The following is a 25058-nucleotide window of genomic DNA, read 5'->3' as shown; positions in this document are numbered from 1 at the left end:
CAGGGCAGTTGAAACCCTTAGATCGAAGGAGGAAAAGACCATGGACAACGATATGCAGGAAGTTTTAAAGAAGGCGGAGGTGCTTATTGAGGCGCTGCCCTATATTCAGAAGTACAATCGCAAGATTATTGTGGTTAAGTATGGCGGAAGTGCTATGGAGAGCGAGGAGTTCCAGAAGAACGTCATAAAAGATGTTACTCTTCTTAAACTCGTAGGCTTCAAACCCATAATTGTTCACGGCGGCGGAAAGGCTATCAGCAAATGGGTTGGAAAGGTCGGAAAAGAAGCAGAGTTTGTAAACGGACTTCGCGTGACCGATGAGGAGACCATGGAGATAGCTGAGATGGTCCTCAACAAAGTGAACAAATGTCTTGTCAGAATGGTTCAGGAGCTTGGCGTTAAGGCAATCGGAATAAGCGGCAAGGATTCAGGACTTCTTCGTGCAAAGAAGAAGCTTTCGGGCGGTCAGGACATAGGCTTTGTAGGTGATGTTGAAGAGGTGGATCCCAAGATCCTTTATGACCTTATGGATAACGACTACCTTCCTATAGTTGCACCTGTCGGAATGAATGAAAATTTTGAAACCTTTAATATAAATGCTGATGATGCGGCATGTGCAATCGCCAAGGCTGTAGGAGCAGAGAAGCTTGCCTTCCTGACTGATATTGAGGGTGTATACAGGGATATCAACGATCCCTCAACCTTTATCTCAAGACTCACTTGCTCTGAAGTGGACGAGCTTATTGCAAGCGGTAATATCGGAGGTGGAATGCTTCCCAAGCTTGCAAACTGTACAAGTGCAGTAAAAGAGGGCGTTCACAGAGTCCATATTCTTGACGGACGAATTCCGCACTGCCTGCTGCTGGAGTTCTTTACCAACAAGGGTGTCGGAACCATGTTTGTTGCAGATGATGATGAAAACCAGGAATGATCTGTATTGAATGAGCAATTCCTTTCTATAATTAAAAAGCGAAAAGGTGGATGAAAAGATGAGCACAATGAAAGAATATATAGATGAGGCAGAACGCGATCTTCTGCATACATACAACAGGTATCAGGTAGTGCTTGATAAGGGAGAGGGAGTTCATCTCTACGATCTGGATGGCAAAAGTTATCTCGACTTTGTATCCGGAATAGGTGTATTTGCCCTTGGCTATGGCAACAAGGAATACAATGATGCCCTGAAAAATCAGATTGATAAGGTGATACATACTTCAAATTATTATTATAATGTTCCTGCTATTGAAGCTGCCCGCAAGCTGAAAGAAATCTCAGGCATGGACAGAGTATTTTTTACAAACAGCGGAGCTGAAGCTGTTGAGGGTGCTCTTAAGGCTGCCCGCAAATACGGCTTTTTAAAGGATGGAAGAACGGATCATGAGATAATCGCCATGAATCATTCTTTCCACGGCAGAACCTTCGGTGCGTTATCCGTTACAGGTAATGCGCATTACAGAGAAGCATTTCAGCCCATGATCGGCCATATCCGTTTTGCCACCTACAACGATTTTGAGAGCGTAAAAAAGCAGGTAACTGACAAGACGGTTGCAATAATAATGGAAACAGTACAGGGTGAGGGTGGAATATATCCTGCAACTGAAGAGTTTTTAAAGAATGTAAGAGCGCTTTGTGATGAAAAGGACATTCTTCTTATTCTTGACGAGATTCAGTGTGGAATGGGAAGAACAGGATATATGTATGCATGGCAGAAATTCGGCGTAAAACCTGACATCATGACAACAGCGAAGGCACTTGGCTGCGGAGTACCTGTAGGAGCTTTTCTTATGACTGAAAAAGTGGGACAGAATTCGCTTGTAGCAGGGGATCACGGCACAACCTACGGCGGAAATCCTCTGGCATGTGCAGCAATAAACAAAGTCCTTGATTTATTCGATACTAACCATATAATAGATAACGTGAGAGAGGTTTCAGCTTATCTGGAGGAGAAGCTTGAAGAATTAAAATCACGTTATGACTGCATCGTAGACCGCAGAGGAAGTGGTCTTTTGCAGGGACTGGAATTTGACCGTCCTGTTGGAGAGATAATTAATAAAGCTCTTGAAAACGGACTTATCCTGATAAATGCAGGAGCAAATATAATTCGCTTTATTCCTCCGCTTGTTATCACGAAAAAGGATGTCGATGACATGATCAGCATATTGGAGCCAAATCTTCCGAAATAATCATCAGAGAGGTTATTATGAAGATAAAATTCAGGCTGCTGGGAGCAGTTCTTATTATAGCGCTGCTTTTGGCAGCTTTCTATTATTCTAAATCCGGTGTGGGACTTCATGAGGAGCGCCCTATTTTTGGTGCAAATGATAAGACTACAATAAGATTGTGGTATACGGATGATGCACTTACAGACTATCTCACTGCCAAGGTTGTTGAATATAACCAGAAGAACAAAAAGACCAGAGTGGAGATAGAATGCGTATCAGGACTTGAGTATCTTGAGGAAATCGGTAAGGCTTCCGTAAATGGTGAGCATTATCCAGATGTTTTCATAATGACTCATGACGGACTTGAAAAGGCATACCTTGCAGGTCTTGCAGGAGAGATAAAGAACCCGGAGTTTCTTGACGATGAAGCCCTGGGATTTAGTGATGCTGCCAGAAATGCAGTTACCTATAACGGTAAGAGAATAGCATATCCATACTATTTTGAGACAAGCTCACTTCTCTACAACAGAACATATCTTGAGGATGAAGTAAGAGCACGCAAACAGGCAGAAATAGATGCTGCAGAGGGCGAAGCTGCCCAGGCTGCTGCAGATGCAGGTGAGATTGTCGGTGAAGACATTACTCAGGGGGATGGTTCCGGTGAGGCTAATGAGAGCGGAGACGGAGCAGAGGCTGAGAGTCCGGAAGAGGTAACCGTAAGTCAGGAGGAAGTTGACCAGGGAGTTCGCGATATGCTTCCCACAACTATCGAGGATATTCTTCTTTTTGCGGATAACTATAATGCACCGGATACAGTAGAATCCGTATTTCAGTGGGATGTGACAGATATTTTTTATAACTTTTTCTTTGTCGGTAATTACATGAATCTCGGCGGAGCGTCAGGTGATGATATCGGAACCATAGATGTCTACAATGAGGATACCATCAACTGCATGAGCTTCTATCAGCAGCTTAACCAGTTCTTTGCTATTGATGAGAGCGCGGTTAATTATGACAAGGTATTACAGGATTTTATTGATGGTAAAACTGTATTTACAGTTGCAACCTCAGATGCCGTTGCCAAAATTGAGGCAGCAAAGGCTGAGGGAAACTGCAGCTTTAATTATGGTGTGACAACTATGCCTGCTCTTAACGATAATTACAAGACAAGAACAATGTCTGTAACAGATTGTCTTGCTATAAACGGTTTTTCTGATCATCAGGATATGGCCAATGAATTTGCACAGTTTCTGTGCAGCGAGAACACGGATGCATGCTACACCATGAGTGGTAAGCTTATTGCACATGAGGGAATTCCTTACGGTAATGATTCCCTTGCATCCTTTGTCAGTGTTTACGGTAATTCTGTTCCTATGCCTAAGCTTATGGCGACAAGTAATTTCTGGGTTCAGCTTGAAATTGCATTTGCAAATATATGGGATGGGGCAGATGTTAATGATACGTTAAAAACTCTCTCTGAGAGCGTGAAGCTCCAGATTAACGGTACAGCTGTAGAGGAGGAGAGGCTTCCTGATGCTACCGTTATTATCACAGAGGGACAGAGCGAATAAAAATATACAAAAGAATTATCTAAACGAACACTTTTTTTGGAATTGTTACGAAAATATTACAGATATCTTGCGTTCATCAATTTTTTTCGATATTATGATTGATGGACGATCTTAAGTCATTGCGTGGTGGGGCCTCCATATTTTTGGAGGAAACATGCAAAAACATATTACGAAAAAATTTATAACATTATTACTGATGGGCGTATTGCTTACGGGATGCGCCAAAAAGAGTACGGATATTGTACTGACTGACCCTGTTATGGAGGAAGAGGCGGCAGAGAATGCTGATTCTTCAAAATCTGAAGGTAATGATGATGCAACAAAATCTGAAGAGTCTGTTGTGACAGATGCTGCAACAGGTGCAAATATCACAGATAACGGTAATGCCGCATCCGAAATATCAGTAGCAGCTAAGGTTGAAGAACCGACCCGCCCTGAGACCATAATGGTCCATGTGTGCGGAGCAGTGCTGTGTGAGGGAGTTTATGAACTTCCTGCCGGCAGCAGGGTTGTTGATGCTATCAAGGCAGCAGGTGGATTTATGCAGGATGCCGACAGCGAATTTGTCAATCAGGCACTAATCCTTGAGGATGGAGTCAAGATTAAGATTCCAACGACTGAGGAGACTCTTACAGCAGGAACAGCCGGTGTATCTGATGAGATGAATCCTGGAAGTGATACAGCAGGCATTACCGGAATGAGTACCACAGATGAGAGCTCATCATCCGAAAATGGTGGGAAGGTTAACATAAATACCGCAACGGAGTCAGAGCTTTGCACAATACCCGGAATCGGCCCCGGCAGGGCTAAGAACATAATCTCTTACAGAGAAGAAAAAGGGAAATTCGGAACTATCGAAGATATCAAAAAAGTAAGCGGTATCAAGGATAAGTTCTTTTCAAAAATTAAGGATCATATAACAGTATAAATTTAATGGAGTAGAAGAGATGGCAAAAAAGGTATTAGTCGTAGACGATGAGAAGACAATTGTAAAAGGAATTCGTTATAGCCTTGAACAGGACGGAATGCATGTTGACACAGCTTTTGATGGTGAAGAGGCTTTGGAGATGGCTCGTACCTATTCTTATGACATCATTCTACTCGATGTTATGCTTCCCAAGATGGATGGATTTGAAGTATGTCAGCAGATCAGAGAGTTTTCAAATGTTCCGATTGTAATGCTTACAGCTAAGGGCGATGATATGGATAAGATCCTTGGCCTTGAATACGGTGCTGACGACTACATCACAAAGCCATTTAATATTCTTGAGGTTAAGGCCAGAATTAAGGCTATTATCAGAAGAACAAGCAAGCCGGAGGAACCTGCAAGAGTTCTTACATTCGGAGATCTTACTGTAAATGAAGAATATAGAAGAGTTTATGTGGGCGACAGAGAGATTAACATAACGAGCAGAGAGTTCGATGTGCTTGAGTTTCTGGTTGCTACACCCGGTAAGATCTATAGCAGAAGTGAGCTTCTGCATGCTATTTGGGGAGAGGACTTCCCGGGAGATGAGAGAACGGTTGACGTTCATGTAAGAAGACTCAGGGAGAAGCTCGAGGTTAATCCGAGCGAGCCAAGGTATGTTAGAACGAAGTGGGGTTCAGGCTATTATTTTCAAGCGTAATTAAAGGTTGCTGAGATGATATATAACCCATTTAAAAGTCTTAGATTCAGAATATTTTCACTTGTTTTTTTCACGGGGCTGATTTCATGCCTCGTGATTCATTCTGCGATTCTTGAAAGCTACGAAGATCGTGCAGTCAATGTAAGAGAGTCAGAGGTGTCCACACAGCTGAAGATTCTTGCAAATCACCTGATCAATTACAGTTATTTTTCGGATACCACCTCAGATGTTATTAATGCTGAGCTGGATCTTCTGGCCAATCTATATGATGGTCGTGTTATGGTTATAGACAGCGATCTGAATATCCGTAAGGATACCTATGGCATCAGTGAGGGCAAGACGATTATTTCCGAGGAGGTAGTCGGCTGCCTTAAGAATGGTGCTACGGGTTCTTCTATAGTATATGACAGGAATAACAGATACATTGAGATGACAGCGCCTATAATTGAGACAAGAACCTATGAGAGTGGGGATGTTGCCGCTGAGAGTGAGACGCAGGATGTTGTAAGAGGCGTGCTTCTTATCAGTGTTTCCACTGACTATATCGCTCAGACTATGGATATTCTCACAAGAAGAGCTGTTACCATAGAGGTAATCGCTGTAATTCTTATACTTGTCGTGGCGATTTTTATGTCAGGAAGATTGCTTAAACCCTTTGACAGAATCACCTCTGCCATCAATGATGTTAAGGCCGGCTTTACAAATGAGCCTATTGCAGGTTCCGATTACTATGAAACGGAACACATAATCAATGCCTTTAATCAGCTTCTGGTTCGCATGAATGCACTTGATGCCTCAAGACAGGAATTTGTTTCCAATGTCTCACATGAACTTAAAACACCTATTACATCAATGAAGGTCCTTGCAGATTCACTAATCATGCAGGAGGATGTGCCTAATGAGGTGTATAGGGATTTCATGGAGGATATTGCTGCTGAGGTAGACAGGGAAAACAAGATAATAAATGACCTTCTGGAACTTGTACGAATGGATAAAAAGGCTACACCGCTGAATATCACTTCTGTTGACGTTGTTCAAATGATGGAAGTCATAATGAAGAGAATGAAGCCCATTGCGGATAAGCGTAACATAGAACTGACACTGGAAACTACAAGAGAAATCACAGCTGAAATTGATGAAGTTAAACTTTCACTGGCACTTATGAATCTCGTGGAGAATGCAGTGAAATACAATAAAGACGACGGTTTTGTCAAAGTAAAGCTCGATGCAGATCATCAGTATTTTACCTGCGAAGTAAGCGATTCGGGAATTGGTATTCCTGAAGAGAGCATTGACAGGATATATGAGAGGTTCTACAGGGTTGATAAGTCAAGATCCAGAGAAATCGGAGGAACAGGACTGGGCCTTTCTATAACTCATAATGCGATACTTATGCACAGAGGTACCATAGAGGTTAAGAGTGAGGAAAATGTGGGAACCACCTTTACGGTTCGCATTCCTCTGATTTACATGCAGTCTTTGGAGTAATGATCGTACAGTTTCAGGAATAACATAGTATATGAATAACACATTTAAAAGAATAGTAAATTTAATATTGTGTCTGATGCTTATTCCCTTCTGTATGGTTGGATGCACAGGGAAAAATGCGGTTGATAATGAAAAGCTTGTTAAGGTGTATTATCTTAATACAAAGGAAACCGGAATAATCTTTCAGGATTATGAAATAAAGGCTGATCTGAATGATACAGATGCGGTTATAGAAGAGCTTCTTGAACAGATGAAGACCATGCCCGAAAAGCTGGAGTACGAAGCTCCTATATACGGTCCGGTAAATCTTCTTTCATATTCACTTAACGGTGGCGTCCTCAAGCTTGATTTTGCCAGCACTTACCTTGGAACGGAGAAGACTACTGAAATTCTCGACAGGGCGGCTATGGTAAGGACACTTACGCAGATTAACGGTGTCGAGTACGTAACCTTTACCGTGGAGAATGCTCCTCTTCTTGATGATAGTGGGAATATTGTCGGTAATATGTCTGCCGATGATTTTGTATATAACGCAGGTAATGAGATAAATGCTTATGAAAAAGCAGAGCTTGTTCTCTATTTTGCATCTGAGGACGGGCAGGAGCTTATTCCTGTCTACAGAAGTGTAGTATACAATAGTAATATTCTCATGCAGAGGCTGGTAATTGAACAACTGCTTGCAGGACCAAATACTGATCTTGCATGTGCTTCATTGAACTCTCAGGCCAAGATTAATTCCGTATCCGTCAGAGATGGTGTATGCTATGTGGATTTTGACAACGGAATTCTTGCGAGAGTGGGGAATGTTGACCCCAAAATAGCGCTGTATTCTCTTGTTAACACTATCTGTGAAACTGCTGATGTTAACAAGGTGCAGATATCAGTCGGAGGTTCCTCCGAGGGCTATTTTATGGAGAAAATAGCTCTTAGTACAGTATTTGAAAGGAACCTTGATATAGTCAGACAGTAAGTTATCACAGTTATTACAACGTGGAAATAACTAAGATGAAAAGACCATTATGTTTTGTTGGGGCCTTTTTTGCTATTGCTGTCTTTTTTCTTCTGCAATTTCTACCTGCAGAGGAATACTCAGTTCCCAGGGATCGGGAAAGTATTACAGTTACAGGAATTATAAACGGCAAAGAGGAGAAAACGAGCTCTTTTACAGGAAAAAAGCAGCTTGTTCTCTATCTTAGGATGGATAGTGGCAGGATAGTCTTGATATATCTTGATGACATGATGTACAAATTACCTATCGGGTGTGTGCTGAAGGTCAGAGGGAATGTGAAGAACTTTTCTGAGAGCCGTAATCCCGGCGAGTTTGACAGTCGGGAGTATTATCGCATTTTGAAAACTGAATATAGTCTTACAGATGTGGAAGTATTGGGCATAGGCGGTCATGAAGACCTGTTGGCTGAAAAGCTTTATAATGCCAGAATTTACTTTGAACATGTGCTGGACAGTGTGCTCTCTGAGACCGATGCAGGAGTTATGAAAGCGGTTCTTCTTGGTGACAGGAATTGCCTTGATGAGGGAATTAAGGAAGATTTCAAGAGAAACGGAATCATACATATCATGGCTGTTTCGGGACTGCACATTTCCATTATAGGAATGACTCTGTACAAGCTTCTTAGAAAGCTGGGAGCCGGAATACCTCTTGCGGCGGTAGTGGCAACAACAGTTATGTATATGTACGGAGGTATGTGTGGTATGAGTACCTCTGCCTTTAGAGCAATAGTTATGTTCGGAGTAAAACTGGGAGCTGACATTATTGGCAGAAGCTATGACATGTTGTCTGCTATGGCATTATCAGGAATAATGATACTTTTGGCGAATCCGCTATACATTAAGCATAGCGGTTTTTTGATGTCCTTTGGAGCAGTGCTTGCGATAGGCTATGTGCTTCCTGTAATGCCGGAAGTGATAAAAAGCGGAAAGCTAAAGATTATTTCAGCCAGCCTTTCAATAATGCTGGTTACACTCCCTATAAACATGAGTTTTTATTACACATATCCGGTATATTCCATAGTACTTAATATTTTTATACTGCCACTTATGTCTGTGCTGATGCTACTTGGCATTTTGAGCATTGCCTTGGGAGCCTTTGTTATTCCACTGGGAGTTATATCCGGCAAGGGATGCCATTTTATTATTAAATGGTTCCTCCTTTGCTGCAATGTAGGAAGCTCTCTTCCTTCAAACACCTGGTACACAGGACATGCCAAAATATGGCAAGTCACGGTTTATCAGATTATTCTTGGGATATTTGTTTTTCTTGGAGGAAGAACTGCCGTGACATACGTGTGCAAGGGCAAGGATAAGGAACGTAGGAAAAAGGCATTGGACAGGGTAAGGTACGCACTTCTTTTCACCGGATTAACGGTTTTATGTATCAGAATAAAGCCGCAGCTTCGTATTACGGCGCTTGATGTGGGGCAGGGGGACGGAATTGTTATTGAGACCAAAACCGCTAATTATCTGATTGACGGCGGAAGTACATCCAAAAAGAATCTTGCCAAATACCAATTGATTCCTTTTTTATCCTACAGAGGTATAGGAAAGCTTGATGCAATTATAGTAACCCATGAGGATGAGGATCATATTAGTGGAATTGGTGAGTTTATTGATAATACAGAGAATGTGGGAAGTATAAGAATAGAAAATCTGATTTTGCCGGATATCAGTGAGGATGCAAAGGGTGAGAATTACAAAGCTCTTGAGAATAAAGCATTGTCACGAGGGATAAAGGTTTCGTATATAGGACGTGATGACTGTATCAACAATGCATCAATAGAAATCAGGTGCCTGGGTCCTGTGAAAAAAATGTACACGGATGAACCCAATGCTTATTCAACTGTCCTTTATATAAAAAAGGATAATTTTAAGGCTCTTTTTACAGGGGATGTAGACGGAGAAGGACAGGAACTGTTAAGAGATTATATTCGGAAAAACAGGGATGAGTTTAGCAATCTGACGCTGCTAAAGGTTGCACACCATGGAAGCAGGTATACAACAGATGAAGAATTTTTAAATTTATTAAAACCAAGGGTTTCCCTGATAAGCTGCGGAATTAATAATAAATATAACCATCCGCACAAGGAAGTGCTCGAAAGGCTTGAAAACACTGGGACTAAGACATACATAACCGCTCAAAGCGGTGCTGTTACTGCATCTTTTGATCATCAAAAGATGAAAGTAAAAACATACATAGATTAGTACGGGATGCTCGATGCTTAGCGTGTGTTCGAAAAAAATTCCGTTTGTCAAGTACGAGTTATGAATAAAACCATTCATATCTTGTAAACACGATTCTGCGCCCTTACTATATAATGTTACTTGAGAAGAAAAGGACAGAGGTGAGGAATGAAAAAAATAATCGCGGGCACGATTCTTATATTCGTGATTCTGCTCGAGACTTTGAGTTCTACCAAAATGGTATATGCTTCGTCAGCTGATAATTCAGCAACTTCTTATGAGTTGGCCCTGGAATCCGATACAGCAGATGGAGAGGGGACAGAAACCCCTGAAGATGCTGAGGTTCTGGGAGAGAAGAGAACTCAGACTGATCGTTTTATTATCGGTATAGAGATCGCGATCTCACTGACCTTTGCTGTTGGGCTTATTGCAGCAAGTCACGGGGCTGAAATAAAATAAGCAGGGTATGAAATTCTTATATATTAAAAGACGCGGACAGGGGAGTCCGCGTCTTTTCTTATCAAAACATATCAAAGTTTTAAAAATTGTCTTTTTAGATCGACTTGTAGCCTTTGTTTACAAGTATATTCTCTACTGCATAAACATCATCTGTGTGCATTACCATGATGGGAAGACCGGATTCACGGTTGAATGACAGATAAATATAATTTACGTTTATGTTGCTCTCATATAAAGATTTAAGGATGTTATCAAGAGCACCGACAGCATCGGGACACTCAATTCCGAGAACATGAGTTGTTTTGCATATATAACCGGCTGCACCGAGAACTTCTATACATCTCTCGGGATCTGAAACCACCATTCTGATTATTCCATATTCTGCGGAATCATTAGTGACTGATCCGAGGATATTGATGTCATTTTTTCTGAGAATACCGGTGATGTTCTGAAAACAGCCCTTTTTATTTTCAGCGTAAATAGATACCTGTTTTAACATTATTACTCCTCCCATAAACTTTTCTATATTATGATATAATATACAACATATTGTGATTATGGGGCAAGGGAAGAATATGGCAGCAAGTAAAACATCAGACTATAAGGTCAAAGCTGAAAAGATAAATCAGGACATTCAGACGGGGAATTTCAGACCCGCATATCTTGTATACGGAGATGAAGCCTATTTAAGAAAACAGAACAGGGATAAGCTGAAAAAAGCACTTCTTGGAAGCGGAGATGCCATGAATCTTCAGCACTACGAAGGGGCAGGAATCAATCCTCTTGAGGTTATAGACATGGCGGAAACTCTTCCTTTTTTTGCCGAGCGTCGCGTTATAGTAATTGAGGATAGCGGATTTTTTAAAAGCGGATGTCCGGAACTGGCAGACTATCTGAAGCACCAGTCGGAGACAACAGCCTTTTTATTTGTCGAATCCGCTGTTGATAAGCGCAAGGACATGTATAAGGCTGTAAGCAAACTGGGACTTGATATTAACTGCGAGACACCCGATGAACAGCAGCTATATAAGTGGGTTGCGATGAAGATGAAAAATGAAGGCTTTTTAATATCCACAAGGACAATTGCCTATTTTATAAACCGTGTAGGAACGGATATGTCCAATATGGTTCACGAGATGGAAAAACTCGTAAGCTATTGCTACGGAAGGACGGAAGTTACCGAGAAGGATGTGGATGAAATCTGTGCAAACTGGCTGACAAGCAGGATTTTTGAGATGACGGATGCCATAGTTATGAAAAATCAGGCAAAGGCCATGAATATATATTACGAGCTGCTTGCATTAAAAACTGCTCCGGAGCAGATACTTGCTCTTATAATGAGACAGTTTAACCAGCTTCTTAGTGCAAAGGAAATGGCAGAGCTGGGAGTGAACAAAAGCGTTGCAGCATCTAAGCTTGGGGTACCGCCTTTTGTTGCTGATAAAATAATGGGGTGGACCAGAAGCTATTCGATGAAGGATTTAAAGGATTCACTTAATATGTGCCTTGAGAGCGATGAGGCTGTTAAGACAGGACGCCTCGACAGAATAATAAGTGTTGAGATGATAATAGTAAAAGCATCGTCCAGGAAGTGAATTTATGATATAATCGGTTGTGGGTTTTAAGGACCCGGCGCTACATCTGATTTAGGAGGATACTACTTTGAACAGACCAAAACCGCAGGAACTATACAGACATTTTAAAGGCGGAAAGTATCAGATAATTACAATCGCAAGAGATGCTGATACAGGAGAGGAGCAGGTTGTATATCAGGCACTCTACGGTGACTATACCATATACTGCAGATCTCTTAAGGATTTTACGTCTGAGGTTGACAGGGAGAGATATCCCAATCCTGATCAGAGAATGAGATTTGAGCTGTTTACTCCTGACGAGGATAAGAGCCTTGAGGAAGACAGAAGACACTCTGAACAGCCTCGCAAATTTTCGACTGAGAAGCTTGATGCGATAAAGGCTGAAATAAAATCAGAGAGCAAATCTGTATTAAAGCCTGAAATAAAGCCGGAGATCAAGCCTCAGGTGAAGTCTGTTACAGAGTCATTGTTTAAGAAAGAGGAAAAAGAGGCTCCTAAGAAGGAAAGCCTTTTTGAGGATGAGGATAAGCCTGAAATCAACGATAATTATATGAATCGTACGATTGAAGAGGAGGCCGAGAGCTTTGGCATGAATCCGCTTGTGGTTAAATTCCTTGATGCAAACAGTACAGCGGAGAGAATAGAGGTTTTAAGCCAGATAAGGCCTGTTGTTACAAATGATATGATTGATATCATGGCAATGGCTATGGACACCGAGATTCCGGGTAACGAGCCCGACGTCAGATGCAGTGAACTCAGGGAGTTCCTTCTGACAAAGCAGAAGTTTGAAGTTACCAGACGTGGAATGTGACATTTAATAAGGAGATATGAAAAAAGATGAAGCTACTTAGCATAGCAGTACCTTGCTATAATTCCCAGGATTACATGAAAAAATGTATAGATTCACTCCTGGTAGGCGGGGAAGACGTTGAGATTCTTATAGTGGATGATGGTTCAAAGGATAACACAGCAGCAATAGCTGATGCGTATGCTGAAAAATATCCTACTATTTGTAAGGCTATACACAAAAAGAACGGCGGACATGGTTCCGCGGTTAACGCAGGACTGGAGAATGCAACCGGACTTTTCTTTAAGGTTGTTGACAGTGACGACTGGGTAAAGGAAATTGCTTACAGGAAAATCCTTACTACACTGGAGGAGTTCGCCGGTGGAAGTGAAAGACTGGACCTTCTTATCAGCAACTTTGTATACAACAAGGAAGGTGAGCAGCGCCATAAGGTTATGCGCTATAACAGAATGTTCCCCATAGAGGAACTCTTTACCTGGGATGATGTAAAGAAGATTACAATAGGACATTATCTTCTTATGCATTCCGTTATTTTCAGGACAAAGCTTCTTCGTGATTGCGGACTTAAGCTTCCTGAGCATACCTTCTATGTGGACAATATATATGTATTTAATCCGCTGCCTTTCGTTAAGACCATGTATTATCTTGATGTGAATTTTTACTATTATTACATCGGAAGATCAGATCAGTCAGTTAATCAGGAGATCATGATATCAAGACTTGATCAGCAGGTTCGTGTTAACAAGCTTATGGTGGATTATTACGTTGAAAATATCGGCATGATCAGATCCAATAAGAAGCGTTACCACTACATGTTCAATTATCTTGAGATAATAACCGCTATCTCCACAATACTGATGATAGCATCAGGAACAAAAGAGAATCTTGAAAAACGTAAAGAGCTTATGAAGTATATTAAGAACAGAAGCTTCTTACTCTACTGCAAGCTCCGCTATAGAATAGAGGGCGTATTCGTATACCTTCCCGGAAAGGGCGGAAGAAAGATTACACTTACCGGATATAAGATTGCTCAGAAGTTATACAACTTTAATTAACCTGTTGCAGTGCAAAACAAAAAAAGAAGCATGACACCGCTTGCGAGATGTCATGCTTTATTTTTTTGTTTTATACCTTACTGCAATACCTTTCCGGTTTTTATTCTTTCATTATGGCGATGGTAAGCATTCACAACGAGCTCACTCTTGTATACAACAAGGTTAGTAGCCACTGCGAAGATGATACCGCCAAGCACATCTATTACGGAGTGCTGTTTGATAAACATCGTCGAAAGAATTACTGATATGCAGAAGACAAGCGAACAATTCTTGAGCAGCTTACTGAATCTCTTGGAATTATAAACTGCAAGATGAGTTCCGATTGCGTTATACACATGGATGCTGGGCCACAGGTTAGTGGGAGTATCTGTCTGATACAGATGCGCAATCATATGTGTAAAAACATTGTCTCTCGGCATAACTACAGGTCTTAAATATTGTATATTAGGCCATATAGACGAGATTATCAGAAACAGTGTCATTCCGGTAAAGAAAAATGCCGCATTCTTAAAGAAGTCCTCCATGTCATACATGAGAAGGAACAGGAAAAAGAAGAATGCACAATATGCAAACCATCCTAAATATGGAATGATAAAGATCTCTACAAACGGAATCTTATCATCCAGAGCGGAATGAATAACCGTATAATGCAATTCCTTGGTACCTTCCAAGTGGAAAAACCATGTTAGATAAACAAAACCATAAATGATTACCGGTATAAGGCATCTGATGGTATCTTCAAGTCGTTCCTTGGTCCAAGGCTTGTCAAACCATTTTGATGATCTTTTTTTCATATAACTTTTCACCTTATTTCGCTAAACAGTGTTTGTGTATCGATAATTAACTATATCGCAAGGCAAAAAGATATTCAAATGAAAAACTGTACAAAAATTATAAAAAAACTATAAATTTCTGTGCGTTTTTCACGATAAAAGATTTAATTTTTTCTTTAGACATTTCAGTGTAATCTGATCTGATTTCAAAAGAACTTCTCCATCTGTGTGTACCCATAAAGGGATAGAGGTCTTTATGCGGATTTCCCGTGCTCTTATGTGATGGATTCCGTCTTGCCCATAGTGCTTACCGAAGAACGACATAGGCAGTACTTTGAAAATCTGTTTTGTGGATATATCCCCGCCTGCTATAAGGTCAAAATAACCGTCCTGAAGATCTGCATCAGGGGCAAACTTAAAGCCGCCACCCTCATAGTGATGGATCATGGCTGCGGCAAAAATAAGATGATCTATGTGAATGTGCTGTCCGTCATCGGTTTCTATGTCGCAGGAAGGCTGATCGGCATGAAGAATCTGTTTGACGGCAATAACTCCATAGGTTGCTTTTCCCAGACCGAATTTGTTTAGTTTGTTCTTGGTCTTTGAGGAAAGAGCTTCTTCACAAACAGCGGCATCAAAACCGATACCTGCACTAACATCAAAGCGTCTGTCTTCAGCAATGCGTTCATCATGGAGCCTTGAGAGAGTTTTGGTCATATGATCATAGTGGACATTACCTACATCTAGTTTTCTTACAACTTCCCCTTTTAAAATCTGATCAATAAGCTCGGAGGATTTTTTTGGAAAATCCAGGTCTCTTACAAAATCATTACCTGAACCGAGTGGAACGACGCCAAGTCTTACCTTATCGAAATCCTGTATTCCCGAAACAACTTCATTAAGGGTTCCGTCGCCACCCATGACAATAATATTAATAGGTTCTGAAGAATCGTTTTTTTCGAAAGCGGAAGTATCTGTAAGACGGTTTACAACGCTCATGGCGTGCCCGGGACCTTTGGTAAAGATCACTTTATAAGGAATGCCAAGAAGTTTGCATTTTTCCTCGAACATATTGTAGATATTTTTCCCGTGGCCTGATCTGGCTGAAGGGTTAACTATGCAATAAAACATATTAAAAAGACTCCCAACAAAACTTTTTTATTATTATAACATAGTAATGTTATTACAAATCGATTAGGACTTAAGTAGCTTTTGACACCTATATCATTATATGCTATTATACTTCGCAAATGCTTTAGTACATTAAAACGTCAAACTACGGAAGTGGAGGAATTGCCGGTATGTATTCATTGGATGAAGTAAAAAAAGTTGATCCCGATATCGCTGACCTTATCGTGGAGGAAATGGAGCGCCAGAACGATCATATTGAGCTGATCGCATCTGAGAACTGGGTTAGTAAGGCTGTTATGGCTGCTATGGGTAGCCCCCTGACAAATAAGTATGCGGAAGGTCTTCCCGGAAAGCGCTATTACGGCGGATGCCAGGTTGTAGATAAGGTTGAGAATATTGCAAGGGACAGAGCTAAGGAGCTTTTCCATTGTGACTATGCAAATGTTCAGCCTCACTCAGGTGCACAGGCAAATCTTGCTGTTCAGTTCGCACTGCTTAAGCCCGGCGATACCATCCTCGGTATGAATCTCAGTCAGGGTGGACATCTTTCACACGGAAGCCCGGCCAACATTTCAGGTACTTACTATAATGTAGTAGCTTATGGTGTTGATGAGAATGGTTTCATTGATTATGAAGAGGTTAAGAGACTTGCAAAAGAGCACCAGCCCAAGCTTATAATCGCAGGTGCATCTGCATACTGCAGAACAATTGATTTCGCTAAGTTCCGTGAGGCAGCAGACCTTTGCGGCGCTGTACTTATGGCTGATATCGCTCATATTGCAGGACTTGTTGCTGCAGGCGTTCATCCCAGTCCGTTCCCTTATGCCGATGTAGTTACAACAACAACTCACAAGACTCTTCGCGGACCCAGAGGAGGTCTTATTCTCTGGAATCAGGAAGCTCAGGATAAATATAAGTTCAATAAGGCAGTATTCCCGGGAATCCAGGGTGGTCCTCTTGAGCATGTGGTTGCTGCCAAGGCAGTATGCTTTAAGGAAGCACTCAGTCCTGAGTTCAAGACTTATCAGGAGCAGATCGTCAAGAATGCGAAGGCATTAAGTGAAGGCCTTATGAAGAGAGGAGTTCAGATCGTTTCAGGCGGAACCGACAATCACCTTATGCTGATCGATCTTACCAACTTTGATCTTACAGGAAAAGATGTTGAAGCATGGCTTGATGATGCGCATATTACAGCTAACAAGAATACAATACCCAATGAAAAGCAGTCACCTTTTGTTACAAGCGGAATCAGACTTGGTACTCCTGCTGTTACAACCCGCGGAATGAAGGAAGATGACATGGATAAAATCGCAGAAGCAATTTCAATTGTCATCAAGGGTAAGGGCGAGAATAACGACGAAGCAAGAGCAATTATCAAGGAATTAACTGCAAAATATCCTCTAATTTAAAAAATTTATATAATGACAGAGCTGACCTCTAATTTTTTATAATTTAGGTCAGCTTTTTTTATACTTTTTATACTTTATTTCGAGTATAGAAATCGGTATTTTGAATTGTGTGAATATTACAGCATTTCTAGACATTTTATCAGATAACCAATATTTATACACGGAATAATCTAATATCAAAAATAAAATTAAAAAAATGTATTGACAATTAAAAAATACGTGTGTATAATGCGATTAAAGATAAGAGAAAGAGAGAACTTCTTTCAAAGACTTCAGCAGAACAGGCTGAAAGAAATGGAGGTACGGTCCAAAGGGAACTTAAGTTTTTACTCTAAATCTTAGTAATTAACTTTTTTCGGAAAGGAAGGTATAGTCCGCCGAACTATTTAGTTAAAACCACAAACAATAGTGAATTTCCAACACAACGAGCTTAAGTACATGACATAGTGGCGCAGGTCTAGCGGTCGTACTAGCCGTCACAGCATACGAGTGCAAAGGTTAATGGAAAGGGCAGAGTTGAGAAATTGGAGGTAAGTCCATTGGACAACGAACAATTTGAACATGCGTAAGGGCGAGTGTAGTAGATGAAGAACACTCGCCCTTATGCTTTGTCTGTATAGTGTTTTGGATGCGCAGCTCGCGGAGCTGTGCTTTTTTGATTATTTTTTTAAACACAAAATATTGTGTTTTCATCTTCTCTTTTTAGTAGAACTTGTGTAATTAGTATGTTATAATGAATACAAGTTTTTTAGGGGATTTTCCATGGGGAGGATGTATGGAAGATAAAATGAATAATAATGTTGGCTCTGAGAGAAATACTCGAAGAGAACTTAGGAGACAGCGCAGGATTAAAGCACAGATCACCGCATATGCCATTACAGGCGTTTTAGGAGTATCAGTTATATCCGGCGCATTTTTTACGGTTGGTAAGATTGTACATGCTGTAAAAGCATATAATGCGCAGGTGGAAGAGGCTGTTGCTGAGGCCAGGGAGGTTGATATTGAGCCGGCTGCAGTTGCTTCACCCGATGAGAATGTGACAGAATCCGAGGTTATGAGTACAGATGCTATGCTGGATCATATAGTGGATACCTGTATTTCAGAGATGCCTATTGAGGATAAGGTTGCCGGACTTTTCATGATTTCTCCGGAACAGCTCACAGGGGCTGACGCTGTTATAAAGGCAGGTGCCACAACTCAGGATGCACTGTCTACATATGCAGTAGGCGGATTGTTCTACGTATCCAAGAATATTAAGGATGAGGGTCAGGTTAAGGATTTGATCAGCTCTACATCTTCAATGAGCAAATATCCTATGTTTATGTCCACTACTGAAGTGGGTGGAGAGAAGAGCGTAGTTGCCAGTGCCCTTTCACTTGAGGCTGTCGCATCACCTTCAGAGCTCGGTGCTTCCGGTAATGCTGATGAAGCTTATAATACCGCTTCAAGAGTTGCTAATTATTTAAACAGCTACGGATTCAATATGAATCTCGGAGTTAATGCTAACCTTGCAGATGGCGGCAACTCATTCGGAACAAATTCAGATACAGTTTCTAAGATGGTTTCAAAAACTGTTGAAGGATTACAGTCATTTGGAGTATCCGCATGTCTTCAGTATTTTCCGGAGACTATAAACAGCGGTAATAATGTCGAGGGACTTGAAGATGTACTTGCACCGTTTAGGGCAGGAATAGATGCAGGAGCCAGCATGATCATGGTATGTACTGCACCTTCAATGGGAATCACGGGAGATGATACTCCGTCTTGCCTGAGTTCTACAGTAATTCAGGATGTTTTAAGAGGACAGCTCGGTTATGATGGAATAATAATAACCGATTCATTATCGGATCTTGCTGACAGATATTCACCTGCAGATTCAGCTGTAGCAGCTATTCAGGCAGGAGCAGATATGCTTTTCCTTCCTGCTGATTTTATGGAGAGCTATAACGGAGTTCTCGCAGCTGTACAGAATGGAACAATAAGCGAAGATAGAATCAATGAATCACTTAAGAGAATTTTCAGAGTAAAATATGCTAACCGTGTTGATGAGATAACCGGAGAGAACTAATATAACTTATGGTAAATCAAATGCCGCCGTATCAGTAATTAAACTGAATACGGCGGCTATTTTTAAGTACGCCTTGCGGCGAACGTTCACTCTTCATCAAATAAAGGAATCCATTATTGATGAAAAGTCTGTGTTAGTAAGTCCTGTTTTTGAATATGTAGATGTGGAGGAAGCGGCTCTTGAAGCAGAGGTTTCAAGGCTTGTTGCTGCCTGGGATATTTTGTAGCCATAGCCTGCTTTTTGAGTGAATACATTTTGTATTGCTTCCGCACCTGCTTCTTTAAGCTTATCCTTGTTCAAAGAGAGCTTTCCGTCATCATTTACGCTTATTCCTATTGAGGATAGTTCATTTTCATAGGAACTGGTAATCTTTGACAGATATTCAGCTCTGGCGCTTGTGGTTACGTCCGATACATCTGAAGCTGAACCTACAAGGCTGTTATAGTCTTTTACAAAACCGGACACAGCATTTGTGATTTTGCCCATGTTGTAGTCATAGACCTTTGATTCCGTGCCGTCCTCATCGGTTACATTCTGCCATGACTTGGAATAAACTGAATCATCACCGGTTTTTGTGAGCTTATCAACATCAGAAGCAACACCCTTGGCATTTGAAGAAATGGCGGAATATTGTTTTTTCTCTGCTGCCTTTGACTTTTCGGTTGTGGTTTCAGTTCTGTTTTTTGAACTTTTATCCGTCTTGTCGGTGGAATCAGAATTTTCGTTTTCTATTTTTTTATAATATGCTGATACCAGCTTACCGTAGCTTCCGTTTCTGATAGAAGAATAATCGGATAACATGCCGGATAATCCCGACATAATGTTATTCGAAGAGTTTGCTCCAGGCAAACTACCAAACAATGTTGAATAGTCCATATTTACATTTATTCCCATACAAATCACTCCTTTGATCTTCGGGAACGTATTTCCCTGGAAAACAGCATCCATGCTGTACCTATAATACCTCTAATTAATTTTTACATCCTATTTTGCAAATATTCAAATGAAAAGATAATTAACAGTATAAAGAATGTGTAAAATTGAGCGTTTTTGCGATTTTCTTTACTATTTACAAACATAAGGAGCCTAGTGTAAAATATAGTGGATTTCAGATAGAATGAGAGGCTTTGAACGGATTTATGTCATCAATAATACAAACTGATCAGGTTTTTAATAATGAAGTTTCCTTTTGTAGGGTATATAGCAAGGAGACTAAGAGAATTTTAGAGGAGCGTTTCCTTCAGAACCGCATCTCTTATTATATTGACTGGCAGGATAAGAGCTTTTTACAGAGAATTTTTGGCTCTGATAAAGACAAGATTGTATGTACCATTCGTATAAACAAAGCGGATGTTGAGCGTGCAAGAGAGCTTGTTTCCGGTCTTGAGGATATTAAGATCAGAGATTTTGGTGACAAGAGGAATAAGAGCTCTAAGAATAATAAACCAAAGAAAAAATAATTACGTCTGATTATGACCTCCGGTAGCTGCCGGAGGTCTTTGAGCCTAATGAGGCAGATTTTATTCCTGATAAGGATGAGAGTATTTTTTATATTATCTGATAGAGATGAGAGCGTATATTGATATTACCTCCTGATAGGGATGACAGTATATTTTTGTATTACCTGATAAGGATGAGTTTTTTTATGCCTTCTCCCTCTGGGAGAAGGTGTCAGCGAAGCTGACGGATGAGGGCTAATAAATGAGAAATGAAAATAAAGTCAATAAGAACAATGCATCAAAACCTGCAAAGACAACAAGAACGATAAGCCAGTCAAAGGCAGGTGTAAAAAAGACAGCTGCTTCAAAAAATGGCATGGGGAATACCAAAAAGTCAGTGGATAGTAAAAAAACTTTTACTAAGAAGACCGATAGTAAGTGTCCTGTATCCAAGAAGTGCGGCGGTTGCCAGATGATTGATGTCCCTTACAAGGAGCAGATTAAAAGAAAGCACAAACGTGTAGAAGAGCTTGTTGGCAAGTTTGGCAAGGTTGAACCATTCATGGAGATGGAGCATCCTGAACACTACAGATGCAAGGTTCATGCGGTATTTACCCACGACAGAAAAGGGAATCCGGTATCGGGAATATATAAAGAAGGTACTCATGATGTGGTGCCTGTTGATGCATGCTATCTTGAGAACGAGAAGGCAGATGCCATTATCGCAACCATTCGCGGAATGCTGAAGTCCTTCAAGATTAAGACATATGACGAGGATAATGGATATGGACTTTTCAGACACGTCCTTATAAGAGTAGGTCATAACACCGGAGAGATCATGGTGGTACTTGTTCTTACATCGCCTATTCTTCCTTCCAAGAATAATTTTGTTAAGGCGCTTCTGAAGGAACATCCCGAAATTACTACAATTGTCATTAACGTTAACGATAAGCATACGAGCATGATTCTCGGGGATAAGGAGAAGGCAATATACGGCCCAGGATTTATTTATGATACTGTTTGTGGAATGAAGTTCAAGATTTCTCCAAAGTCTTTTTATCAGGTCAATCCTGTTCAGACCGAGAAGCTCTATTCCAAGGCTGTTGAACTTGCAGGCCTTGCCGGAAAAGAGACTGTTCTTGACTGCTATTGTGGTGTTGGAACCATCGGAATTATTGCAAGTCCGCATGCGGCAGAAGTCATCGGCGTTGAACTCAACAAGGATGCTGTACGTGATGCGAGAATCAATGCAAAAATGAACGAAATTAAGAATATAGACATCTATGAAAATGATGCCAGCCGGTTTATGGTCCAGATGGCAGAAGCAGGTGATCATGCTGATGTTGTTTTCATGGATCCGCCACGTTCCGGATCTACTGAGATTTTTATGGATTCCATGTTCAAGCTTAATCCGGACAGAGTTGTATACATTTCCTGCAGCCCGGATTCTCTTGCAAGGGATCTGGAATATATTACCAAGAACGGCTACAAGGCAGAGCGCATCATACCTGTTGATATGTTCCCGTTTACAAGAAGCTGTGAGACAGTAGTCCTTTTGACGAAAGCAAGCCCGAAGTAATAATATAGTATTGGCAAAAGACATTTCGATATCGGGATGTCTTTTTTGATGCCTTGCGAGAATGCGAGAATGTTTCAAGTGGAAATGTTTTAGTTGCACTTTTTGGAACTTGCTGTTATAATCTGCTTCATTCTGAAAAAGCAGTGGAAAGCGTATCTGGGACACTGCAGAACTCCATTTTTACAATTGAATAATTTAGATTTTATGGTTATTTATGGCGGTTGAAGGTATTTTTGTGAAGCTTTCAGTCGTGTCTGACTGCTGTTAATCGGAAAAATGAAATATGCAGCAGTTAGAAAATTAAAAGTTTTTCTGCTGCAAAGATAAATATGAGGAAATGCAGTAGTCAAAAAAATTTAAATTAAACTGCTGCAATATAATAAAACGCAGGCTGCGGTAGAGAAGTAAGTGTAAAATGAAATGCCGCAAAATCAAAAGCAGCATATTGTGGCAGAGAAGTAAGCGTTAAATAAAATGCCGCAAACTCAAAAAAAGCATCTTGCGGTAGAAGAGCATGGCTTAAAATGGTCCCCAAGAAGTGGACACAGTGGAAAGCATATTTGGGCAGTATTTTAATTAGCAAATCCAACATGTGGACACAAAATTGGCTGCAAATTCATATAAAAAACATAATGTCGCAAATTATTGAGTAGCAAGATACGGCAGAAAAATGAGATAAAGAAAGGAATACTATATTATTTATATGCAAGGATTAGAAAAATTATTAAAAGATGAACAGAAAAGATTATTACATATAAAGGAGTGTGTGGATGACAGGCTCAGTATTGCGCCGGAAGGTACTCTCAGAATTACCAATTGTGGAAAGAGACCGCAATACATGCTTTGTACGGATAAGAATATGAAGTGTAAAAGGCAGGGCGAGTATATAAGGCGAGAAAACAGCAATATAGTAAAGCCACTTGCACAGAAAGCTTATGACAAGAAAATAAAAAGACTTGTTGATAGAAGGCTTAAGCAACTGGAGACAATATGCAAAGAATATAAAGATGATGAACTACTTATGATATATAGTTCGCTGAGCGACATAAGAAAAAACATGGTAGAACCTGTTGAAATTCCGTTTGAACGGAGAGTGCAGAAGTGGAAGGCAATTCCTTATCAGGGGAAGGAATTTGCTGAAGGGACGCCGCTGATACTTACAAAGAAAGGCGAAAGAGTAAGGTCAAAATCAGAGAAAATTTTGGCAGATATATTTTATGATATGGGAATTGAATATAAATATGAGTGCCCACTGCTGTTGAAAGGATATGGTACTGTATATCCGGATTTTACTTTGCTTAGTAAAAGGATAGAGAAGGAAGTATACTGGGAACATGATGGGAGAATGGATGATCCTAATTATGCTGATAAAGCCATCAGGAAAATAGATTCATATATTGCTAATGGAATAATCCCCGGAGACAGACTAATAGTGACTTATGAAACATTAAATTTTGCTTTGAAGGATAAAACAGTTAAAGATCTTATACGTGCTACTTTATTATAAATACAAAAATTGAATTAAAACCCATGACCAGGGAACTGTGCCAGTTACTTTTCAGGGAATGGGAGAATGATCATAACATCTATTCGGATATGTCATTATTCAAGCCATTTATATATACAAAAGAATACGCAGATAAGTACTTTGACAGTAAGCAAAAGCCTGATCGTAAAATGCTGGCTATTATGCTCGAGGATAAGCCTATCGGAGAAATCCAGCTCAAGCAGATTGATTTTGATAAAAAGGAATGTACACTAAGCATCCACATGCAGAATGATTCATACAAAGGGAAAGGTTACGGAACTACTGCAGAAAAACTGGCTATAGAGTATGCATTTTCAATACTTGGAATGAATGCTGTTAATGCAGATACGATAATAGAGAATAAGCGAAGTCAGCACATTCTTGAAAAGCTTGGCTTTAAGTTTTTGAAGGAAGAGGATGGATTCATATTCTATAGAATACAAAGGAGTTAGTTTACAAGATGATAAGAGCATTACTTACAATGGACGATTTTTCAACCAGGAATACGCCTGCAATAGTTGATTATCTGGAAGAAAAGAATATACCGATTATCATGTTCGCATGGGGACAGAATATCGAGCAGTACCATGATGAGGCATTATATGCAGTGAAAAAGGGAATTATTATCGGTAATCACAGTTATACGCACCCAAGCTTTTCAGAGCTTACCTTTGATGAAGGTGTTAAAGAAATTGAAAAGTGTGAGAGCGTGCTTCATGAATTGTATAAAGAAGCCGGAGTTCCGAGAAAATACAGGCCATTCCGTTTCCCTTATGGAAATAAAGGTGGAGAGAATAAAGAACTATTTCAAAGATATTTGGCAGAGCATGGCTTTGATAAAGTTGATGATACGAATATCCCATATTATTGGTGGAAAGAAAATGGTCTTGATAAGGATATAGATACACTTTGGACGTACGATTTTGCAGAATACAATATCAGACCAGACAGCGGATTTACGATGGATGATGTTTTTAAGAAAATGCAGGATATGAATCCTTCTTCAGGAGCAGCTTTGTTTGCACCAGATAGTTATCATATTTTGCTTTTTCATTCTCATGATGAAACTGAAGAAATGGAGTCTGGATATTATAAAAGGTTTCTTGATGAGTGCCTGGCACAAGGGATTGAATTTGTAGCACCAAAATTCAAGTAACAGTTAAAGGAATG

The 25058-nt window shown here is 40.4% G+C and carries 23 protein-coding genes; 19 read left to right on the top strand and 4 right to left on the bottom strand.

Going from position 1 to position 25058, the window contains the following annotated elements; genetic code table 11:
* Window positions 1-40 precede the first annotated feature (40 nt).
* From argB to G602_RS0120480, 9 genes are all read left to right on the top strand, one after another.
* Complete coding sequence (argB, locus tag G602_RS0120520; protein WP_026660693.1) at window positions 41-931, top strand: acetylglutamate kinase; 891 nt, start codon at window positions 41-43, stop codon at window positions 929-931.
* A gap of 67 nt (window positions 932-998) precedes the next feature.
* Window positions 999-2183, top strand: coding sequence for an aspartate aminotransferase family protein (locus tag G602_RS0120515; RefSeq protein WP_044933159.1), 1185 nt, complete (start codon window positions 999-1001; stop codon window positions 2181-2183).
* A gap of 17 nt (window positions 2184-2200) precedes the next feature.
* Window positions 2201-3733 (top strand): sugar ABC transporter substrate-binding protein, encoded by a 1533-nt coding sequence (locus tag G602_RS27760; protein WP_044933035.1) that lies wholly within the window; start codon window positions 2201-2203, stop codon window positions 3731-3733.
* Between the two features lie 154 nt (window positions 3734-3887).
* Window positions 3888-4661, top strand: a complete 774-nt coding sequence (locus G602_RS29420; protein WP_049945373.1) for a helix-hairpin-helix domain-containing protein — start codon at window positions 3888-3890, stop codon at window positions 4659-4661.
* 19 nt (window positions 4662-4680) lie between these two features.
* Window positions 4681-5361: a response regulator transcription factor gene (locus tag G602_RS0120500; protein ID WP_026660690.1), complete on the top strand. Its 681-nt coding sequence runs from the start codon at window positions 4681-4683 to the stop codon at window positions 5359-5361.
* Window positions 5362-5376: 15 nt separating this feature from the next.
* Window positions 5377-6849, top strand: a complete 1473-nt coding sequence (locus tag G602_RS0120495) for a sensor histidine kinase (protein WP_026660689.1) — start codon at window positions 5377-5379, stop codon at window positions 6847-6849.
* A 31-nt stretch (window positions 6850-6880) separates the two neighbouring features.
* Window positions 6881-7819: a GerMN domain-containing protein gene (locus tag G602_RS0120490; RefSeq protein ID WP_026660688.1), complete on the top strand. Its 939-nt coding sequence runs from the start codon at window positions 6881-6883 to the stop codon at window positions 7817-7819.
* A gap of 35 nt (window positions 7820-7854) precedes the next feature.
* Complete coding sequence (locus G602_RS0120485) at window positions 7855-10065, top strand: DNA internalization-related competence protein ComEC/Rec2 (RefSeq protein ID WP_026660687.1); 2211 nt, start codon at window positions 7855-7857, stop codon at window positions 10063-10065.
* 147 nt (window positions 10066-10212) lie between these two features.
* On the top strand, window positions 10213-10503 hold the full coding sequence (locus tag G602_RS0120480) for a hypothetical protein (protein WP_026660686.1): 291 nt from the start codon (window positions 10213-10215) through the stop codon (window positions 10501-10503).
* 94 nt (window positions 10504-10597) lie between these two features.
* On the opposite strand, the gene G602_RS0120475 is transcribed toward G602_RS0120480, so the two are convergent.
* The gene (locus G602_RS0120475; RefSeq protein ID WP_026660684.1) at window positions 10598-11002 is read right to left on the bottom strand and encodes an amino acid-binding protein; all 405 of its coding nucleotides are present in this window, start codon (window positions 11000-11002) and stop codon (window positions 10598-10600) included.
* 76 nt (window positions 11003-11078) lie between these two features.
* On the opposite strand from G602_RS0120475, the gene holA reads away from it, so the two are divergent.
* The 3 genes from holA (at window position 11079) to G602_RS0120460 (ending at window position 13961) form a co-directional block, all read left to right on the top strand.
* The gene (holA, locus tag G602_RS0120470) at window positions 11079-12098 is read left to right on the top strand and encodes a DNA polymerase III subunit delta (RefSeq protein WP_044933032.1); all 1020 of its coding nucleotides are present in this window, start codon (window positions 11079-11081) and stop codon (window positions 12096-12098) included.
* A 67-nt stretch (window positions 12099-12165) separates the two neighbouring features.
* Window positions 12166-12909, top strand: coding sequence for a DUF1653 domain-containing protein (locus G602_RS29415; protein WP_049945372.1), 744 nt, complete (start codon window positions 12166-12168; stop codon window positions 12907-12909).
* A gap of 26 nt (window positions 12910-12935) precedes the next feature.
* Window positions 12936-13961: a glycosyltransferase family 2 protein gene (locus G602_RS0120460; protein WP_026660682.1), complete on the top strand. Its 1026-nt coding sequence runs from the start codon at window positions 12936-12938 to the stop codon at window positions 13959-13961.
* Between the two features lie 77 nt (window positions 13962-14038).
* Here the strand turns inward: G602_RS0120460 and G602_RS0120455 are convergent, their stop codons facing one another.
* Together G602_RS0120455 and G602_RS0120450 are read right to left on the bottom strand one after the other, a co-directional pair.
* Window positions 14039-14755 carry a phosphatase PAP2 family protein gene (locus tag G602_RS0120455; RefSeq protein ID WP_026660681.1) on the bottom strand — a complete coding sequence of 239 codons (717 nt, stop codon included), beginning with the start codon at window positions 14753-14755 and terminating at the stop codon, window positions 14039-14041.
* Between the two features lie 129 nt (window positions 14756-14884).
* Entirely contained in the window at window positions 14885-15865 is a 981-nt protein-coding gene (locus G602_RS0120450; protein WP_026660680.1) for a diacylglycerol/lipid kinase family protein, read from the bottom strand.
* 170 nt (window positions 15866-16035) lie between these two features.
* Here G602_RS0120450 and glyA point away from each other — a divergent pair, with 170 nt between their 5' ends.
* On the top strand, window positions 16036-17274 hold the full coding sequence (gene glyA / locus G602_RS0120445; protein ID WP_026660679.1) for a serine hydroxymethyltransferase: 1239 nt from the start codon (window positions 16036-16038) through the stop codon (window positions 17272-17274).
* A 775-nt stretch (window positions 17275-18049) separates the two neighbouring features.
* Window positions 18050-19342, top strand: coding sequence for a glycoside hydrolase family 3 N-terminal domain-containing protein (locus tag G602_RS27745; RefSeq protein ID WP_049945371.1), 1293 nt, complete (start codon window positions 18050-18052; stop codon window positions 19340-19342).
* Between the two features lie 96 nt (window positions 19343-19438).
* On the opposite strand, the gene G602_RS0120435 is transcribed toward G602_RS27745, so the two are convergent.
* Window positions 19439-20236 (bottom strand): hypothetical protein, encoded by a 798-nt coding sequence (locus G602_RS0120435; protein ID WP_155830007.1) that lies wholly within the window; start codon window positions 20234-20236, stop codon window positions 19439-19441.
* 245 nt (window positions 20237-20481) lie between these two features.
* Between G602_RS0120435 and G602_RS0120430 the strand changes: the two genes are divergently transcribed.
* From G602_RS0120430 to G602_RS0120410, 5 genes are all read left to right on the top strand, one after another.
* Window positions 20482-20802, top strand: coding sequence for a hypothetical protein (locus G602_RS0120430; RefSeq protein WP_026660676.1), 321 nt, complete (start codon window positions 20482-20484; stop codon window positions 20800-20802).
* 241 nt (window positions 20803-21043) lie between these two features.
* Window positions 21044-22360: a 23S rRNA (uracil(1939)-C(5))-methyltransferase RlmD gene (gene rlmD, locus G602_RS27740; RefSeq protein ID WP_081676102.1), complete on the top strand. Its 1317-nt coding sequence runs from the start codon at window positions 21044-21046 to the stop codon at window positions 22358-22360.
* 703 nt (window positions 22361-23063) lie between these two features.
* Window positions 23064-23867: a hypothetical protein gene (locus G602_RS0120420; RefSeq protein ID WP_026660675.1), complete on the top strand. Its 804-nt coding sequence runs from the start codon at window positions 23064-23066 to the stop codon at window positions 23865-23867.
* 23 nt (window positions 23868-23890) lie between these two features.
* A complete protein-coding gene (locus G602_RS27735; RefSeq protein WP_044933030.1) occupies window positions 23891-24340 on the top strand; it encodes a GNAT family N-acetyltransferase in 450 nt (149 codons plus the stop codon).
* 8 nt (window positions 24341-24348) lie between these two features.
* Window positions 24349-25044: a polysaccharide deacetylase family protein gene (locus G602_RS0120410; protein WP_026660674.1), complete on the top strand. Its 696-nt coding sequence runs from the start codon at window positions 24349-24351 to the stop codon at window positions 25042-25044.
* The last annotated feature ends 14 nt before the right edge of the window (window positions 25045-25058 follow it).

Source organism: Butyrivibrio sp. AC2005 (genome assembly GCF_000424145.1).
Taxonomy (GTDB): Bacteria; Bacillota; Clostridia; order Lachnospirales; family Lachnospiraceae; genus Butyrivibrio.
The sequence above is the reverse complement of the archived record's forward strand: the minus strand, read 5'-3'. Positions and strand labels throughout refer to the sequence as shown.

Excerpts from the sequence above, each read along its gene's own strand:
- G602_RS0120485 (WP_026660687.1), top strand. The coding sequence starts at position 7,855 with ATGAAAAGACCATTATGTTTTGTTGGGGCCTTTTTTGCTATTGCTGTC.
- G602_RS0120495 (WP_026660689.1), top strand. The coding sequence starts at position 5,377 with ATGATATATAACCCATTTAAAAGTCTTAGATTCAGAATATTTTCACTT.
- glyA (WP_026660679.1), top strand. The coding sequence starts at position 16,036 with ATGTATTCATTGGATGAAGTAAAAAAAGTTGATCCCGATATCGCTGAC.
- G602_RS0120460 (WP_026660682.1), top strand. The coding sequence starts at position 12,936 with ATGAAGCTACTTAGCATAGCAGTACCTTGCTATAATTCCCAGGATTAC.
- G602_RS0120430 (WP_026660676.1), top strand. The coding sequence starts at position 20,482 with ATGTCATCAATAATACAAACTGATCAGGTTTTTAATAATGAAGTTTCC.
- rlmD (WP_081676102.1), top strand. The coding sequence starts at position 21,044 with ATGAGAAATGAAAATAAAGTCAATAAGAACAATGCATCAAAACCTGCA.
- G602_RS0120450 (WP_026660680.1), bottom strand. The coding sequence starts at position 15,865 with ATGTTTTATTGCATAGTTAACCCTTCAGCCAGATCAGGCCACGGGAAA.
- G602_RS0120490 (WP_026660688.1), top strand. The coding sequence starts at position 6,881 with ATGAATAACACATTTAAAAGAATAGTAAATTTAATATTGTGTCTGATG.
- G602_RS0120500 (WP_026660690.1), top strand. The coding sequence starts at position 4,681 with ATGGCAAAAAAGGTATTAGTCGTAGACGATGAGAAGACAATTGTAAAA.
- G602_RS27760 (WP_044933035.1), top strand. The coding sequence starts at position 2,201 with ATGAAGATAAAATTCAGGCTGCTGGGAGCAGTTCTTATTATAGCGCTG.
- G602_RS0120480 (WP_026660686.1), top strand. The coding sequence starts at position 10,213 with ATGAAAAAAATAATCGCGGGCACGATTCTTATATTCGTGATTCTGCTC.
- G602_RS27735 (WP_044933030.1), top strand. The coding sequence starts at position 23,891 with ATGACCAGGGAACTGTGCCAGTTACTTTTCAGGGAATGGGAGAATGAT.
- holA (WP_044933032.1), top strand. The coding sequence starts at position 11,079 with ATGGCAGCAAGTAAAACATCAGACTATAAGGTCAAAGCTGAAAAGATA.
- G602_RS29420 (WP_049945373.1), top strand. The coding sequence starts at position 3,888 with ATGCAAAAACATATTACGAAAAAATTTATAACATTATTACTGATGGGC.
- argB (WP_026660693.1), top strand. The coding sequence starts at position 41 with ATGGACAACGATATGCAGGAAGTTTTAAAGAAGGCGGAGGTGCTTATT.
- G602_RS27745 (WP_049945371.1), top strand. The coding sequence starts at position 18,050 with ATGGAAGATAAAATGAATAATAATGTTGGCTCTGAGAGAAATACTCGA.
- G602_RS0120435 (WP_155830007.1), bottom strand. The coding sequence starts at position 20,236 with ATGGGAATAAATGTAAATATGGACTATTCAACATTGTTTGGTAGTTTG.
- G602_RS0120420 (WP_026660675.1), top strand. The coding sequence starts at position 23,064 with ATGCAAGGATTAGAAAAATTATTAAAAGATGAACAGAAAAGATTATTA.
- G602_RS0120455 (WP_026660681.1), bottom strand. The coding sequence starts at position 14,755 with ATGAAAAAAAGATCATCAAAATGGTTTGACAAGCCTTGGACCAAGGAA.
- G602_RS0120475 (WP_026660684.1), bottom strand. The coding sequence starts at position 11,002 with ATGTTAAAACAGGTATCTATTTACGCTGAAAATAAAAAGGGCTGTTTT.
- G602_RS0120515 (WP_044933159.1), top strand. The coding sequence starts at position 999 with ATGAAAGAATATATAGATGAGGCAGAACGCGATCTTCTGCATACATAC.
- G602_RS0120410 (WP_026660674.1), top strand. The coding sequence starts at position 24,349 with ATGATAAGAGCATTACTTACAATGGACGATTTTTCAACCAGGAATACG.